Here is a 14,226-nt window from a genome sequence, read left to right on the forward strand (position 1 = left end):
CGAGCTTGCTCGCGAAAGCGGTGGGTCAGTAGAGGGAGATGTTGAATGTGCCGACGCCTTCGCGAGCAAGCCCGCTCCCACAAGGATTCGCGTTCGAATGATGAAGGGTGGCTGGACGCTGAAAATTGTGGGAGCGAGCCTGCTCGCGAAAGCGGTGGATCAGTCGAGCGAGATGTTGAATGTGCCGACGCCTTCGCGAGCAAGCCCGCTCCCACAAGGATTCGCGTTCGAATGATGAAGGGTGGCTGGACGCTGAAAATTGTGGGAGCGAGCCTGCTCGCGAAAGCGGTGGATCAGTCGAGCGAGATGTTGAATGTGCCGACGCTTTCGCGAGCAAGCCCGCTCCCACAAGGATTCGCGTTCGAATGATGAAGGGTGGCTGGACGCTGAAAATTGTGGGAGCGAGCCTGCTCGCGAAAGCGGTGGATCAGTCGAGCGAGATGTTGAGTGTGCCGACGCCTTCGCGTGCAAGCCCGCTCCCACAAGGGATTCGCGTTCGAATGATGAAGGGTGGCTGGACGCTGAAAATTGTGGGAGCGAGCTTGCTCGCGAAAGCGGTGGATCAGTCGAGCGAGATGTTGAATGTGCCGACGCTTTCGCGAGCAAGCCCGCTCCCACAAGGATTCGCGTTCGAATGATGAAGGGTGGCTGGACGCTGAAAATTGTGGGAGCGCGCCTGCTCGCGAAAGCGGTGGATCAGGCAACTTCGATGGTGCTTGTGCCGACGCCTTCGCGAGCAAGCCCGCTCCCACAAGGGATTCGCGTTCGAATGAAGGAGGGTGGCTGGACGCTCCCACAGGGGATTTGTGGCCGGCTTGAGATCGCTTGCCCAAGTTGGCTTAAAGCCCACCGCAGAGCCTTGTAGGACGATCGAACAAGCGTTTCATCGGCTTGATGGCAATTTGGTTACTTTGTCAGTGCGTTCTTCCGCGCAATCAGTACAATCGCCGCATTTGCCCGACCGAGAATGGAAGCAGTACGGTTTCGGCTTGTCACGAGAACCTCCATGCTCATCGGCAGCTACTCCTTCACCCTGGTTTTCATATCGTTGTGCGTGGCGATTCTCGCTTCCTACACGGCGCTCGACCTGACCGGGCGCATCGCCACGGCGAGAGGCCGGGCCGTGCATTTCTGGACGGCGGGCGGGGCGTTTGCGATGGGCGTTGGCGTCTGGTCAATGCACTTCATCGGCATGCTCGCCTTCAAATTGCCGATCGACCTGGGTTACGACTTCGCCCTGACCGCGTTGTCGCTGCTGATCGCGGTGCTGTCCTGCGGCTTTGCTTTATGGCTTGTCAGCCAGCCGAAACTGCCCCTGGCGCAACTGGCCTTCGGTGCACTGATCATGGGGGCAGGCATCAGCGCCATGCATTACACCGGCATGGCCGCGCTGCGCATGACTCCCGGCATCGATTACGACCCTACGCTGTTCAGCGCCTCCCTGCTGATCGCAGTCGGAGCTTCGGCAGCAGCGTTGTGGATTGCCTTTCGCCTGCGCCAGCAATCGCCCTATGTGCGGCTGATTCGCGCTGGCGCGGCGGTGATCATGGGCATGGCGATTGTCGGCATGCACTACACCGGCATGGCAGCTGCGCAGTTTCCTGACGGCAGTTTCTGCGGCGCGACGCTCAATGGCTTGAAGGGCAACGGCCTCGATAGTCTGGTAGTAGTGACCACGCTGGCGGTGCTGTCGATCGCCTTGTTGACCTCGATTCTCGACGCTCGCCTCGAAGCGCGCACCGCCGATCTGGCGCACTCGTTGACCGTGGCCAATCGCGAACTCACCCAACTGGCCTTGCACGATCCGCTGACCAGTCTGCCCAACCGCATGTTGCTCGACGACCGTATCAATCAGGCGATCAAAAAGGTTGAGGAGCAGGGCGGCTGCTTCGCCTTGATGTTCATCGACCTCGACGGCTTCAAACCGGTCAACGATGCGTTCGGCCATCACATGGGCGACCAATTGCTGCGCGAGGTCGGTATTCGTCTGCGTGAAGACTTGCGCAGCCAGGACACACTCGCACGGATCGGCGGCGATGAATTCGTTCTGCTGGTGCGTTTGAGCGAGCCCAATGACGCCTTGAGCCTGGCCGCGCGTCAGGTTGGTCTGATCGGCCGCACCTTCCGCGTCGCCGAACATGACCTGCAGATTTCCGCCAGCGTCGGCATCGCGCTGTATCCGGGCAACGGCGACAACGCCCAAGAGCTGCTGATGAACGCCGACGCCGCGATGTACCACGCCAAGGGCGGCGGCAAGAACGGCTACAGCTTCTTCGATGCATCGATGAACACCAACGCGCGCAAACAACTGCAACTGTTGCAGGACCTGCGCGCGGCCATCGAGCACAACCAGTTCTGCCTGCATTACCAGCCCAAATTCGACGCCGCCAATGGCCGTCCGGTCGGTGCCGAAGCACTGTTGCGCTGGAAGCATCCGCTGCACGGCATGTTGATGCCGGACAAGTTCATTGATCTGGCGGAGAAAACCGGGCTGATCATTCCGATGGGCGAATGGGTGCTCAACGAAGCCTGCCGGCAGATGCGCGAATGGTACGTGCTCGGTTACACCGACTGGCGCATCGCCGTGAACCTCTCGGCCTTGCAGTTCTGCCATGCCGGGCTGGTGCAAAGCGTGGCCAAGGCCTTGGCGACTCATCATCTGCCGGCCAACAGCCTGACGCTCGAAATCACCGAAACCACGGCGATGAGCGACGCTGACGCGAGCATGACCGTGCTGCAAGAGCTGTCGGACATGGGTGTCGATCTGTCGATCGACGACTTCGGCACCGGTTACTCCAGCCTGATGTACCTCAAGCGCCTGCCGGCCAACGAGCTGAAGATCGATCGCGGTTTCGTCCGTGATCTGGAGCACGACAGTGATGATGCGGCGATCGTCTCGGCGATTGTCGCGCTGGGTCAGGCGCTGGATTTGCGAATTGTCGCCGAAGGTGTCGAGACCGGCGCGCAACAGGATTTCCTGACCAAACTGGGCTGTGATTCGCTGCAGGGCTATTTGCTCGGCCACCCGATGCCGGCAGAGCGCTTCATGCAGGACATCGTGCGTGGGCAACGGCTGGCGGTGGTCTGAGAGACCGAGTCATCGTTCTTCGCGAGCAGGCTCGCTCCCACAGGTGATCGCATTCCCTTGTGGGAGCGAGCCTGCTCGCGAAGGCGCTTGTGCAAACACCATAGAACTCATGCAAAAGCCATGAATGGCAGTTATTCTTGGCCCCGACTGTTACACGTGGGGGAAGGCCAGCATGGATAAAGTCATTGTCATCACCGGTGGCGGGCGCGGAATCGGCGCGGCTACGGCATTGCTGGCAGCCGAACAGGGCTACCGGATCTGCATCAACTACCAGTCGGATGAGCAAGCCGCACACAGCGTGCTCGAGCAGGTTCGCGCCTTGGGCGCCCAGGCCATCGCGGTTCGCGCCGATGTCAGTATCGAAGACGAAGTGATCGCGATGTTTCAGCGCGTCGACAATGAACTGGGCCGGGTTACCGCGCTGGTCAACAATGCCGGCACCGTCGGGCAGAAGTCGCGGGTCGATGAAATGTCCGAGTTCCGCATCCTCAAAATCATGAAAACCAACGTGCTGGCGCCGATCCTCTGTGCCAAGCACGCGATTCTGCGCATGTCGCCCAAACACGGCGGGCAGGGCGGCAGCATCGTCAACGTCTCCTCGGTCGCGGCACGCCTCGGTTCGCCGAACGAGTACGTTGATTACGCCGCGTCCAAAGGGGCGCTCGATACCTTCACTATCGGTTTGTCGAAAGAAGTCGCGGGCGAGGGCATTCGCGTGAATGCGGTGCGTCCGGGCTACATCTATACCGACTTCCATGCCCTGAGCGGCGACCCGGATCGGGTCAGCAAGCTCGAGTCGGCGATACCCATGGCCCGCGGCGGGCGGCCGGATGAAGTAGCGGAGGCGATTGTCTGGTTGCTGTCGGACAAGGCGTCGTACGCGACGGGGACGTTTGTTGATTTGGGGGGTGGGCGGTAGGGCTTTGAGCTTTTTGTCGTTAATACCGGCCTCTTCGCGAGCAAGCTCGCTCCCACAGTTGATTTGTGAATACAGACCCCATGTGGGAGCGAGCTTGCTCGCGAAGGGGTCAGTCCAGACAACATCTATCCCTCAGAACGACCGCACAATCCGCCCCAACGTCTCCATGGCCTTCTCCGATTCCTCGGTCCACGGGCTACCGTAATTCAAGCGAATGCAATTTCTGAAACGCTGGGTCGGCGAGAAGATCGGCCCCGGCGCGATGCTGATGCCTTGTGCCAATGCCATTTGAAACAATTTCAGCGAGTCCATCTGCTCCGGCAACTCCAGCCATAGAAAATAGCCGCCCGCCGGCTGGCTGACGCGGGTCTGCGCCGGGAAGTAACGGGCAATCGCCGCGAGCATCGCGCTTTGCTGTTCTTCCAGGGCGTAACGCAGTTTGCGCAGGTGCCGGTCGTAGCCGCCGTGTTGCAGGTAATCGGCAATGGCCGCTTGCGCCGGCATCGAAGCGCACAGCGAGGTCATCAGCTTGAGCCGTTCGATTTTCTGCGCGAAACGCCCGGCTGCCACCCAGCCGATGCGATAGCCGGGCGCGAGACTTTTGGCGAACGAGCCGCAATGCATGACCAGGCCTTCAGTGTCGAAGGCCTTGGCCGGTTTTGGCGCCTGCTGGCCGTAATAGAGTTCGGCGTAGACGTCGTCCTCGATCAACGGCACCTGATGCTGACGCAGCAGTTCGACCAGTTCCTGTTTCTTCGCCTCGGGCACGGTCGCGCCCATCGGGTTGTGGAAACTGGTCATGCACCAGCAGGCCTTGATCGGATGACGTTCCAGAGTTTGCGCGAGCACGCCGAGGTCGATGCCGTCACGCGGATGCACGGGGATTTCCACGGCCTTGAGCTTCAGGCGCTCCAGCACTTGCAGGCAGGCATAAAACGCCGGGGCCTCGATGGCCACCAGATCGCCGGGCTCGGTCACCGCTTGCAGGCACAGGTTGAGCGCTTCGAGGGCACCGTTGGTGATCAGTAGCTCTTCCATCGGCAGCATCAGCCCGCCGACCATGTAGCGCAGGGCAATCTGCCGACGCAGTTGCGGGTTGCCCGGCGACATGTCGGTGACGACCATGCGCGGATCCATCTCCCGCGCGGCGCTGGCCAAGGAACGCGACAGACGTTGCAGGGGGAACAGCGTCGGGCTGGGGAAGGCCGAGCCGAAGGGTACGGTGTTCGGGTCTTTGATCGAATCGAGGACCGAGAACACCAGTTCGCTGACGTCAACCTCGGTGGATTCGTTGACCTGGCTGCTGATCACCGGCTCGGAGAAGGCGCTCGGCGTGTGGGCGTTGACGAAGTAACCGGAACGCGGCCGGGCGCGGATCAGACCGCGACGTTCGAGCAGGTAATAGGCCTGGAATACTGTCGACGGACTGACCCCGTAAGTCTGGCTGGCATAGCGCACCGACGGCACCCGCTGGCCGGGGCCGAGAACGCCGGAGCGGATCAGTTCAGCGATGTCGTCGGCGAATTTTTCGTAGCGTTTCATGGTGGATCCGAATGGGGTCTATAAGGAATCGCGTCGCCTCCATTCGCGAGCAGGCTCGCTCCCACAACGACCGCGATTTCCTGTGGGAGCGAGCCTGCTCGCGAATGAAAGCACCGCAGTTTAAGGGCAATCAGCGATTCATCGGCGCCACAAAGCGGCTCTTCGCCACGCTGTATACCTGCGGCTCGTCACTGTCTTCAACCCTGAAACTCAACGTCTGCGAACTGCTCGCCGGGCGCTCGGTGGTCATCGCCACCGACACCGGCACATCGACAATCTCCCCGGGCGCCAGGCTCAATGCCGTTTTGCCCTGCAATTCAAACCCGTCGCCATCCACCAGACTCAACCGGTATTCCTGCCGTTGCTGTGTCTTGTTGATCACTTTCAGCGAGTAGATATTCTCGATCTGCCCCTGCGCATTCTCGCGAAACAAGCCGCGATCCTTGGTCACATCCAGCGACACCATCGGCCGCTCGATCAATGCCAACGCCAACGCGCCGATCATCACCAGCAGCACCGCCGTATAGCCAATCAGACGCGGGCGCAGCAGATGCGTCTTGCCACCCTGTAATTCGCGCTCGGAACTGTAGCGGATCAGGCCGCGCGGGTAATGCATTTTGTCCATGATCGAATCACAAGCATCGATGCAGGCTGCGCAGCCGATGCATTCCATTTGCAAACCATCGCGGATATCGATGCCAGTCGGGCAGACCTGCACGCACAATTGGCAGTCGATGCAATCGCCCAGGCCGGCTTCGACCGGGCGCACGTCACGCTTGCGCGGACCCCGGTTTTCGCCCCGGGCGGCATCATACGCAATGGTCAGCGTGTCCTTGTCGAACATCACACTCTGGAACCGCGCATACGGGCACATGTGCATGCACACGGCCTCACGCAGCCAACCGGCGTTGATGTAGGTGGCGGCGGCGAAAAACAGCACCCAGAACAAACTGATGCCACCGATCTGCAGGGTCAGCAGTTCTTCGGCCAGCGGCCGGATCGGGGTGAAGTAGCCGACGAAGGTCAGGCCGGTCATCACGCTGATTGCCAGCCACAAGGTGTGCTTGGCGGCGCGGCGTGCCAGTTTGTTCAGGCTCCAGGGGGCGGCTTGCAGTTTGATGCGCTGGTTGCGCTCGCCTTCGGTGATTTTTTCGCACCACATGAAGATCCACGTCCACGAACTCTGCGGACAGGTGTAACCGCACCAGACGCGACCGGCAAACACGGTGATAGCGAAGAGTCCGAACGCAGCAATGATCAACAGCGCCGAAAGCAGAATGAAATCCTGCGGCCAGAACGTCGCACCAAAGATATGGAATTTGCTTTCCGCCAGATCCCACAGCACCGCCTGCCGACCGCCCCAGTTCAGCCACACGGTGCCGAAAAACAGCACGAACAGAACGCCGGTGCCGCTCATGCGCAGATTGCGGAACAGGCCGGTGAAACTGCGGGTGTGGATCTGCTTGTCAGTGGAACCGCTGGTCGCTTTCAGTGGGCGCGCGGGTACGCTTTTTATCGTTGGCGATGTTTCTACGGTTCGGACGGGGATTTGCTCGCTCATGGTCGTTCGCTCATCAGCCTCCATCAGGCCGATGCACTATGAGCGCCCATCTGTTTGCAGAACAGACTCAGGTTTGGCAATAAAAAGCGCATCAGATGGGGTTTGGCGAAATGCCTGCGACAACTTGAAGCAACCTGCCAGGCAAGGCGCAGACGCCTATTGCAGGCGTCTGCGTCGGGTGTTGATCGAGATCAATCAAACCACCGAATCACTGTCATCGGCCTTCAAATGTTTGCGCCCGTCCTTGGCCCCGGCCACGGTCAAGGCATCCGCTTCTGCTTCGGTGATGTAGGTGCGTTTGCCTTCGATGTCCACGTACGACATGGCTTTTTCGCTATCGGTCATGACTTCCAGGGTGTCGCAGATGCGGATTTCCTCGCCATGTTCGACGGTGAAAAAACACACTTTCTGCTCGGGGTTGGATTCATCGATTCGAACGGGCATGGCGGCAGTCCTTTTTCCGGTTGGGTCTGCACATTAGGAAGCGCAGCGCGCCGATCGTTCTGCGCAACCGATTAATGGTCGCTGTTGTCCATCGCTTATCAAGCCAATAACAAGGGAGGCACGATGGAAGACTGGTGGGATGAAGTGTGGGCCACGATGCAAGCCGAATTTGCCGACATCGGCGACGCTTCGCAAATGACCCGGATCACCGTACGTCTGGTGATGGCGGCGATTCTCGGTGGGATTCTTGGTTTCGAGCGCGAACATAAAGGCAAGGCAGCGGGCGTGCGCACGCACATGCTGGTGGCGCTGGGCGCGGCGTTGTTTGTATTGGTGCCACAGACCTCGGGGGCGGAATCCGATGCGATGAGTCGCGTGCTGCAGGGTGTGATTGCCGGGATCGGCTTTCTCGGCGCCGGGACCATTCTGAAAAATCAGCAGGGCGACGAAGCTCACGTCAAAGGCCTGACCACGGCGGCAGGGTTATGGATGACGGCGGCGATCGGCGTGGCAGCAGGGCTGGGCAAGGAAGCGACGGCGTTGCTCAGTACCATTCTGGCGTTGGCGATTTTCAGTGTGATGCCGTACGTGGTGAGAATGTTCGAAAAGGACGTCGACAAGAACGACCACCTCTGACTCCGCGCCAACTGATGATCGTTTCCACGCTCCGCGTGGGAATGCCTCAACGGACGCTCCGCGTTCGGCTCTGGATGGGACGCAGAGCGTCCCGGGCTGCATTCCCACGCGGAGCATGGGAACGATCAGGGCTCAGACGATGACCGGCGGCATCGTGCTCGGTGGCTCTTCTTTCGGTGGTGGCGTGGTGCCGGGCGGCTCTTGTTCCGGAACCGCCGGCGGCTCGGTCTCCGGCAGGGTGGGTTTGTCGATGTTCGGATCGGGCGTTTCCGCCGGGATCGGGATGCTCATCAGGTGACCTCCGTATGGCACATGGCGTGGGACGTGCTTAAGTGAGTTGACCCGGCGACGACAAATTCGATCCGCAGGTTTGTCTTGTTAATTTCATCTGAACTTTTCCCCGCGCCGGTTGCTCGGAACCTAGGTGAGTTCATGACAGGGCCGGCGCTTTGTCGCGAATACTGTTCTGGCACAAGAGCGTCCTTGGGGCGTTAAGGAGAGATGCTCAATGACTGCTGAAAGACCTTCAGAGCTGAGTTACAACCCGCACATGCCGCTGTCGCAGGCATTGCTGCTGCCACGTATCGTCATCGAAAACACCATGCCGACCCTGGATGGCGGGCAGTTTGCCGTCAAATCGATTGCCGGGCGCGAGGTGGTAGTGACCAGCAAAGTCTTTGCGGACGGCCATGACAAGCTCGCCGTGCGCATTCGCTGGCGCGAGGAAGGCCAGGAAACCTGGCAGACCGAAGTCATGTCCGATCAGGGTAACAACACCTGGCAAGGCCGGTTCCGCCCAGAAGAGCAGGGCCGCTACCTGTATTGCATTGAAGCGTGGATTGATCATTTCGCCAGCTTCCAGTACGAACTGGAAAAGAAGCACAGCGCGGCGGTGCCGGTTTCTCTGGAACTGCAGGAAGGCCGGACGATGGTGCAACAGGCCGCCGAACGCAGCGAAGGTCAGCTCAGCGAGCAGCTCGCCGCGCTGCACCACGAACTGTCCGGCCTGCTCGAAACCGAACAGGTCGCGTTGTTTCTGCACTCGCGCAGTGCCGAGCTGATGGCCCAGGCCGATCATCGCGCCTACCTCAGCATCAGCGCCGAATTCCCCATGGACGTCGAGCGCGAACTCGCCGAGTTCGCCAGTTGGTATGAGCTGTTTCCGCGCTCGATCACCGACGATCCCCAGCGTCACGGCACCTTTAACGACGTGCACTCGCGTCTGCCGATGATTCAGGACATGGGTTTCGACGTGTTGTATTTCACGCCGATTCACCCCATCGGCCGCGCCCACCGCAAGGGCCGCAACAATTCCCTGACGGCCGGCCCGGATGATCCCGGCAGTCCGTACGCGATCGGCAGCGAGGAGGGTGGTCACGAGGCGATTCACTCGCAGCTCGGCACCCGTGAAGATTTCCGCCGCCTGGTGGCTGCGGCAGCCGATCATGGCCTGGAGATCGCTCTCGACTTCGCCATCCAGTGCTCCCAGGACCATCCGTGGCTCAAAGAGCATCCGGGCTGGTTCAACTGGCGCCCGGACGGCACGATCAAATACGCCGAGAACCCGCCGAAGAAATACCAGGACATCGTCAATGTTGACTTTTACGCGCCGGATGCGATTCCGAGCCTGTGGGTCGAGTTGCGTGACATCGTCGTCGGCTGGGTCAAGGAAGGCGTGAAAACCTTCCGCGTCGATAATCCGCATACCAAGCCGCTGCCGTTCTGGCAATGGCTGATCGCCGATGTGCGCACCCTGTATCCGGAAGTGATCTTCCTCGCCGAGGCTTTCACCACGCCGGCGATGATGGCGCGTCTGGGCAAGGTCGGGTATTCGCAGAGCTACACCTATTTCACCTGGCGCAACACCAAGGCCGAACTGGCGGAATATTTCACCGAACTCAATCAGTCGCCATGGCGCGAATGCTACCGGCCGAATTTCTTCGTCAACACCCCGGACATCAACCCGGCGTTTTTGCATGAGTCGGGGCGTCCCGGTTTCCTCATCCGTGCTGCATTGGCAACGATGGGCTCGGGTCTGTGGGGCATGTATTCCGGCTTCGAGTTGTGCGAATCGGCACCGGTGCCGGGCAAAGAGGAATATCTGGATTCGGAGAAATACGAAATCCGCGTCCGCGACTTCACCGCGCCGGGCAACATCATTGCCGAGATCGCCCAGCTGAACCGCATTCGTCGGCAGAACCCGGCACTGCACACGCATCTGGGCCTGAAAATCTACAACGCCTGGAACGACAACATTTTGTACTTCGGCAAGCGCAGCGCCGATGGCAGCAATTTCATTCTGGTCGCGGTCAGCCTCGATCCGCATAACGTGCAGGAAGCGAATTTCGAACTGCCGCTGTGGGAAATGGGCCTACCGGACGACGCGACTACCCATGGCGAAGATTTGATGAACGGCCACCGCTGGGACTGGCACGGCAAATATCAGTTCATGCGCATCGACCCGGCGTATCAGCCGTTCGGGATTTGGCGGATTTCAGCTTCGTAACATTTGCACCGCCTCCGTGGCGAGGGGATTTATCCCCGTTGGGGCGCGCAGCGGCCCCTTTTTTCAAGCTGCACCGCGTTAACAATTTGCGACTGCTGCGCAGCCGAACGGGGATAAATCCCCTCGCCACAGGGGCTCACCACTGCGAGTCCCTCGGTGTATCAGAGAATTTTTCAGGAGTTCCACATGGCGAAGAAACCCAAGGCAGCCGCCTTCATCAAAGACCCGCTCTGGTACAAGGACGCGGTGATCTATCAGGTTCACGTCAAATCGTTTTTCGACTCCAACAATGACGGGATCGGCGACTTTCCCGGGCTTATCGCCAAACTCGATTACATTGCCGACCTCGGCGTCAACACCATCTGGCTACTGCCGTTCTATCCTTCGCCACGTCGCGACGACGGTTACGACATCGCCGAATACCGTGGCGTGCACAGCGACTACGGAACCATGGCCGACGCCAAGCGCTTCATTGCCGAGGCGCACAAGCGCGGGCTGCGGGTGATCACCGAGCTGGTCATCAACCACACCTCCGACCAGCACCCGTGGTTCCAGCGTGCGCGTAAAGCCAAGCCGGGTTCGGCGGCGCGGGATTTCTACGTCTGGTCCGATGACGACCAGAAATACGACGGCACGCGGATCATCTTCCTCGATACCGAGAAGTCCAACTGGACTTGGGACCCGGTCGCCGGTCAGTACTTCTGGCACCGCTTCTACTCGCACCAGCCGGATCTGAACTTCGATAACCCGCAAGTGATGAAAGCCGTGTTGTCGGTGATGCGCTACTGGCTGGACATGGGCATCGACGGCCTGCGTCTCGACGCGATTCCGTACCTGATCGAGCGCGACGGCACCAACAACGAAAACCTGCCGGAGACTCACGACGTCCTCAAGCAGATCCGCGCCGAGATCGACGCCAACTATCCCGACCGCATGCTGCTGGCCGAGGCCAATCAGTGGCCGGAAGACACTCAGCTGTACTTCGGCGACACCGATGCTGCCGGGGTGAATGGCGACGAATGCCACATGGCGTTCCACTTCCCGCTGATGCCGCGCATGTACATGGCGTTGGCTCAGGAAGATCGCTTCCCGATTACCGACATTCTCCGTCAGACCCCGGAAATTCCGGCGAATTGCCAGTGGGCAATTTTTCTGCGCAACCACGATGAGCTGACCCTGGAAATGGTCACCGACCGCGAGCGCGATTACCTGTGGAACTACTACGCGGCTGACCGTCGCGCGCGGATCAACCTCGGTATTCGCCGCCGTCTCGCACCGTTGATGGAACGCGATCGTCGCCGCATTGAACTGCTCAACAGCCTGCTGCTGTCGATGCCTGGCACGCCGACCCTGTATTACGGTGACGAAATCGGCATGGGCGACAATATCTACCTCGGCGACCGCGACGGCGTGCGTACGCCGATGCAGTGGTCGATCGACCGCAACGGCGGTTTTTCCCGCGCCGACCCGGCCAGTCTGGTACTGCCGCCGATCATGGACCCGCAGTATGGCTATCAGTCGGTCAACGTCGAAACCCAGTCCGGCGATCCGCATTCGCTGTTGAACTGGACGCGGCGCCTGCTGGCCGTGCGCAAGCAATCGAAAGCGTTCGGCCGTGGCACGTTGAAAATGCTCTCGCCGGCCAACCGTCGCGTGCTGGCTTATACCCGCGAATACACCGATGTCGATGGCAAGCACGAAATCATCCTGTGCGTGGCCAACGTCTCGCGAAGTGCGCAAGCAGTGGAGCTGGATCTGTCGGCGTACGTCGGCATGGTGCCGGTGGAAATGCTCGGCGGTAACGCGTTCCCGCCGATCGGTCAGTTGAATTTCCTTCTGACCCTGGCGCCCTATGGCTTCTATTGGTTCGCACTGGCGGCGGAAAACCAGATGCCGAGCTGGCACGTCGAGCCGGCGCAGAGCCTGCCGGACTTCACCACGCTGGTACTGAAAAAACGCATGGAAGAGCTGCTCGAAGCACCGTCGCGTACGACGCTGGAGCAAAGCATCCTGCCGAGCTGGCTGCAGAACCGTCGCTGGTTCGCCGGCAAGGACGCGGCGATCGAAAAGGTCAATCTGGCTTACGGCGTGCGCTTCGGCGACGTCCAGCATCCAGTGCTGCTCAGCGAAATCGAAGTCACCAGCGGTGGCCAGACCAACCGTTATCAACTGCCGTTCGGCTTCATTGCCGAAGACCATGTCGGCCCGCCGTTGCCGCAGCAATTGGCGCTATCGCGTGTACGCCGTGTGCGTCAGGTCGGTCTGATTACCGATGCGTTCAGCCTGGAGACTTTCGTCCGCGCCGTTCTGCAAGGCATGCAGAACAACACCGTACTGGAATCGATCGAAGGCGAAATCCGCTTCGAACAGACAGATCATCTGGAAAAACTCGGCCTCGGCGCCGAGTCGGATGTGCGCTACCTGTCGGCCGAGCAATCGAACAGCTCCGTGGTTGTCGGCAACAGCCTGGTGCTTAAGCTGATACGCAAAGTCGCTTCTGGCGTACACCCGGAACTGGAGATGAGCGCTTACCTGACCGAGGCCGGGTTTGCCAATATCTCACCACTGCTCGGTTCGGTGATTCGCCGCGACGCGCAGGGTGAAGACAACCTCCTGATGATCGCCCAGGGTTACCTGAGCAATCAGGGCGACGCATGGGAATGGACGCAGAACAACCTGGAACGGGCGCTGCGCGATGAACTGGCCGACGCCATGTCCGAACAGGAGCAGCATTACAACGCGCTCGGCGAGCTGAAGGACTTCGCCGGCATGCTCGGCCAGCGTCTGGGCGAGATGCATCAGGTGCTCGCGGCGCCCACCGACAACGCCGACTTCGCGCCGCAAGTGTCGTCGAGCAAGGACATGGCCGCGACGGCCAAGGATGTCACCGCCCAGGTCGAACATGCCTTGAAACTGCTCAAGCAGCATCAAGGCGAGTTGAACGCGGCGGACCAGAAACTGGTCAAGCGTCTGCTCGACGAGAAGAAAACCATTCTTGCCCATGTGCAGGATCTGGCGAAGAAAGCCACTGGCGGCTTGCGCATCCGGGTGCATGGCGACTTGCATTTGGGTCAGGTGCTGGTGATCAAGGGCGATGCCTACCTGATTGACTTCGAGGGCGAACCGGCGCGGCCGTTGAGTGAGCGTCGCGGCAAGCACAGCCCGTACAAGGATGTCAGCGGTGTACTGCGTTCGTTCGATTACGCAGCGGCGATGACCATCAATGTGCACAACGTCGACAACAGCGTCGAAGCCGAAGCGGCGCGTAAACGTGTCGCCGAGCGTTATCTGCGCGAAGCACGCGAGGCATTTGTCCAGGCATACCGCGAGGCAGCAGCTAGTCTTGAGCATGCCTGGCAGGATCCTCAGGGTGCCGACGCCGCGCTGGCGTTGTTCGGCCTGGAAAAAGCCGCTTATGAAGTGGCCTACGAGGCGGAAAACCGCCCAACGTGGCTGCCCGTGCCATTGCACGGCTTGTATGGATTATTGACAGGGCTTAAACCCTTTTCCGATCTTGGTGGAGAGTAGTC

Annotated in this window: 10 protein-coding genes; 6 read left to right on the forward strand and 4 right to left on the reverse strand. The window is 60.3% G+C overall.

The window, feature by feature from the left end:
* Positions 1-365 precede the first annotated feature (365 nt).
* The 3 genes from ACZ0AZ_RS22105 (at position 366) to ACZ0AZ_RS22115 (ending at position 4,007) form a co-directional block, all read left to right on the forward strand.
* Complete coding sequence (locus ACZ0AZ_RS22105) at positions 366-638, forward strand: hypothetical protein (RefSeq protein WP_463538142.1); 273 nt, start codon at positions 366-368, stop codon at positions 636-638.
* 368 nt (positions 639-1,006) lie between these two features.
* Positions 1,007-3,088, forward strand: a complete 2,082-nt coding sequence (locus ACZ0AZ_RS22110) for a putative bifunctional diguanylate cyclase/phosphodiesterase (RefSeq protein ID WP_463538143.1) — start codon at positions 1,007-1,009, stop codon at positions 3,086-3,088.
* Positions 3,089-3,260: 172 nt separating this feature from the next.
* Positions 3,261-4,007, forward strand: a complete 747-nt coding sequence (locus ACZ0AZ_RS22115; RefSeq protein ID WP_130887336.1) for an SDR family oxidoreductase — start codon at positions 3,261-3,263, stop codon at positions 4,005-4,007.
* Between the two features lie 132 nt (positions 4,008-4,139).
* On the opposite strand, the gene mapR is transcribed toward ACZ0AZ_RS22115, so the two are convergent.
* The 3 genes from mapR to ACZ0AZ_RS22130 form a co-directional block, all read right to left on the reverse strand.
* On the reverse strand, positions 4,140-5,549 hold the full coding sequence (gene mapR, locus ACZ0AZ_RS22120) for a GntR family transcriptional regulator MpaR (RefSeq protein ID WP_463538144.1): 1,410 nt from the start codon (positions 5,547-5,549) through the stop codon (positions 4,140-4,142).
* A gap of 130 nt (positions 5,550-5,679) precedes the next feature.
* The gene (gene ccoG, locus ACZ0AZ_RS22125) at positions 5,680-7,110 is read right to left on the reverse strand and encodes a cytochrome c oxidase accessory protein CcoG (protein WP_463538145.1); all 1,431 of its coding nucleotides are present in this window, start codon (positions 7,108-7,110) and stop codon (positions 5,680-5,682) included.
* Between the two features lie 195 nt (positions 7,111-7,305).
* On the reverse strand, positions 7,306-7,554 hold the full coding sequence (locus ACZ0AZ_RS22130; protein ID WP_463538146.1) for a DUF3203 family protein: 249 nt from the start codon (positions 7,552-7,554) through the stop codon (positions 7,306-7,308).
* A 123-nt stretch (positions 7,555-7,677) separates the two neighbouring features.
* Here ACZ0AZ_RS22130 and ACZ0AZ_RS22135 point away from each other — a divergent pair, with 123 nt between their 5' ends.
* Entirely contained in the window at positions 7,678-8,190 is a 513-nt protein-coding gene (locus ACZ0AZ_RS22135; RefSeq protein WP_039760464.1) for an MgtC/SapB family protein, read from the forward strand.
* A gap of 132 nt (positions 8,191-8,322) precedes the next feature.
* On the opposite strand, the gene ACZ0AZ_RS22140 is transcribed toward ACZ0AZ_RS22135, so the two are convergent.
* A complete protein-coding gene (locus tag ACZ0AZ_RS22140) occupies positions 8,323-8,481 on the reverse strand; it encodes a hypothetical protein (protein ID WP_165368403.1) in 159 nt (52 codons plus the stop codon).
* A 217-nt stretch (positions 8,482-8,698) separates the two neighbouring features.
* On the opposite strand from ACZ0AZ_RS22140, the gene ACZ0AZ_RS22145 reads away from it, so the two are divergent.
* Complete coding sequence (locus tag ACZ0AZ_RS22145) at positions 8,699-10,696, forward strand: alpha-1,4-glucan--maltose-1-phosphate maltosyltransferase (protein WP_463538147.1); 1,998 nt, start codon at positions 8,699-8,701, stop codon at positions 10,694-10,696.
* A 186-nt stretch (positions 10,697-10,882) separates the two neighbouring features.
* A complete protein-coding gene (treS, locus tag ACZ0AZ_RS22150; RefSeq protein ID WP_039760468.1) occupies positions 10,883-14,224 on the forward strand; it encodes a maltose alpha-D-glucosyltransferase in 3,342 nt (1,113 codons plus the stop codon).
* The last annotated feature ends 2 nt before the right edge of the window (positions 14,225-14,226 follow it).

The organism is Pseudomonas sp. AC239, from assembly GCF_979258545.1.

Bases quoted from the DNA above. Each gene is read 5' to 3' on its own strand.
- ACZ0AZ_RS22130 (WP_463538146.1), bottom strand. From the start codon at position 7,554: ATGCCCGTTCGAATCGATGAATCCAACCCCGAGCAGAAAGTGTGTTTT.
- ACZ0AZ_RS22135 (WP_039760464.1), top strand. From the start codon at position 7,678: ATGGAAGACTGGTGGGATGAAGTGTGGGCCACGATGCAAGCCGAATTT.
- treS (WP_039760468.1), top strand. From the start codon at position 10,883: ATGGCGAAGAAACCCAAGGCAGCCGCCTTCATCAAAGACCCGCTCTGG.
- ACZ0AZ_RS22110 (WP_463538143.1), top strand. From the start codon at position 1,007: ATGCTCATCGGCAGCTACTCCTTCACCCTGGTTTTCATATCGTTGTGC.
- ACZ0AZ_RS22140 (WP_165368403.1), bottom strand. From the start codon at position 8,481: ATGAGCATCCCGATCCCGGCGGAAACGCCCGATCCGAACATCGACAAA.
- ACZ0AZ_RS22115 (WP_130887336.1), top strand. From the start codon at position 3,261: ATGGATAAAGTCATTGTCATCACCGGTGGCGGGCGCGGAATCGGCGCG.
- ACZ0AZ_RS22145 (WP_463538147.1), top strand. From the start codon at position 8,699: ATGACTGCTGAAAGACCTTCAGAGCTGAGTTACAACCCGCACATGCCG.
- ccoG (WP_463538145.1), bottom strand. From the start codon at position 7,110: ATGAGCGAGCAAATCCCCGTCCGAACCGTAGAAACATCGCCAACGATA.
- mapR (WP_463538144.1), bottom strand. From the start codon at position 5,549: ATGAAACGCTACGAAAAATTCGCCGACGACATCGCTGAACTGATCCGC.
- ACZ0AZ_RS22105 (WP_463538142.1), top strand. From the start codon at position 366: ATGATGAAGGGTGGCTGGACGCTGAAAATTGTGGGAGCGAGCCTGCTC.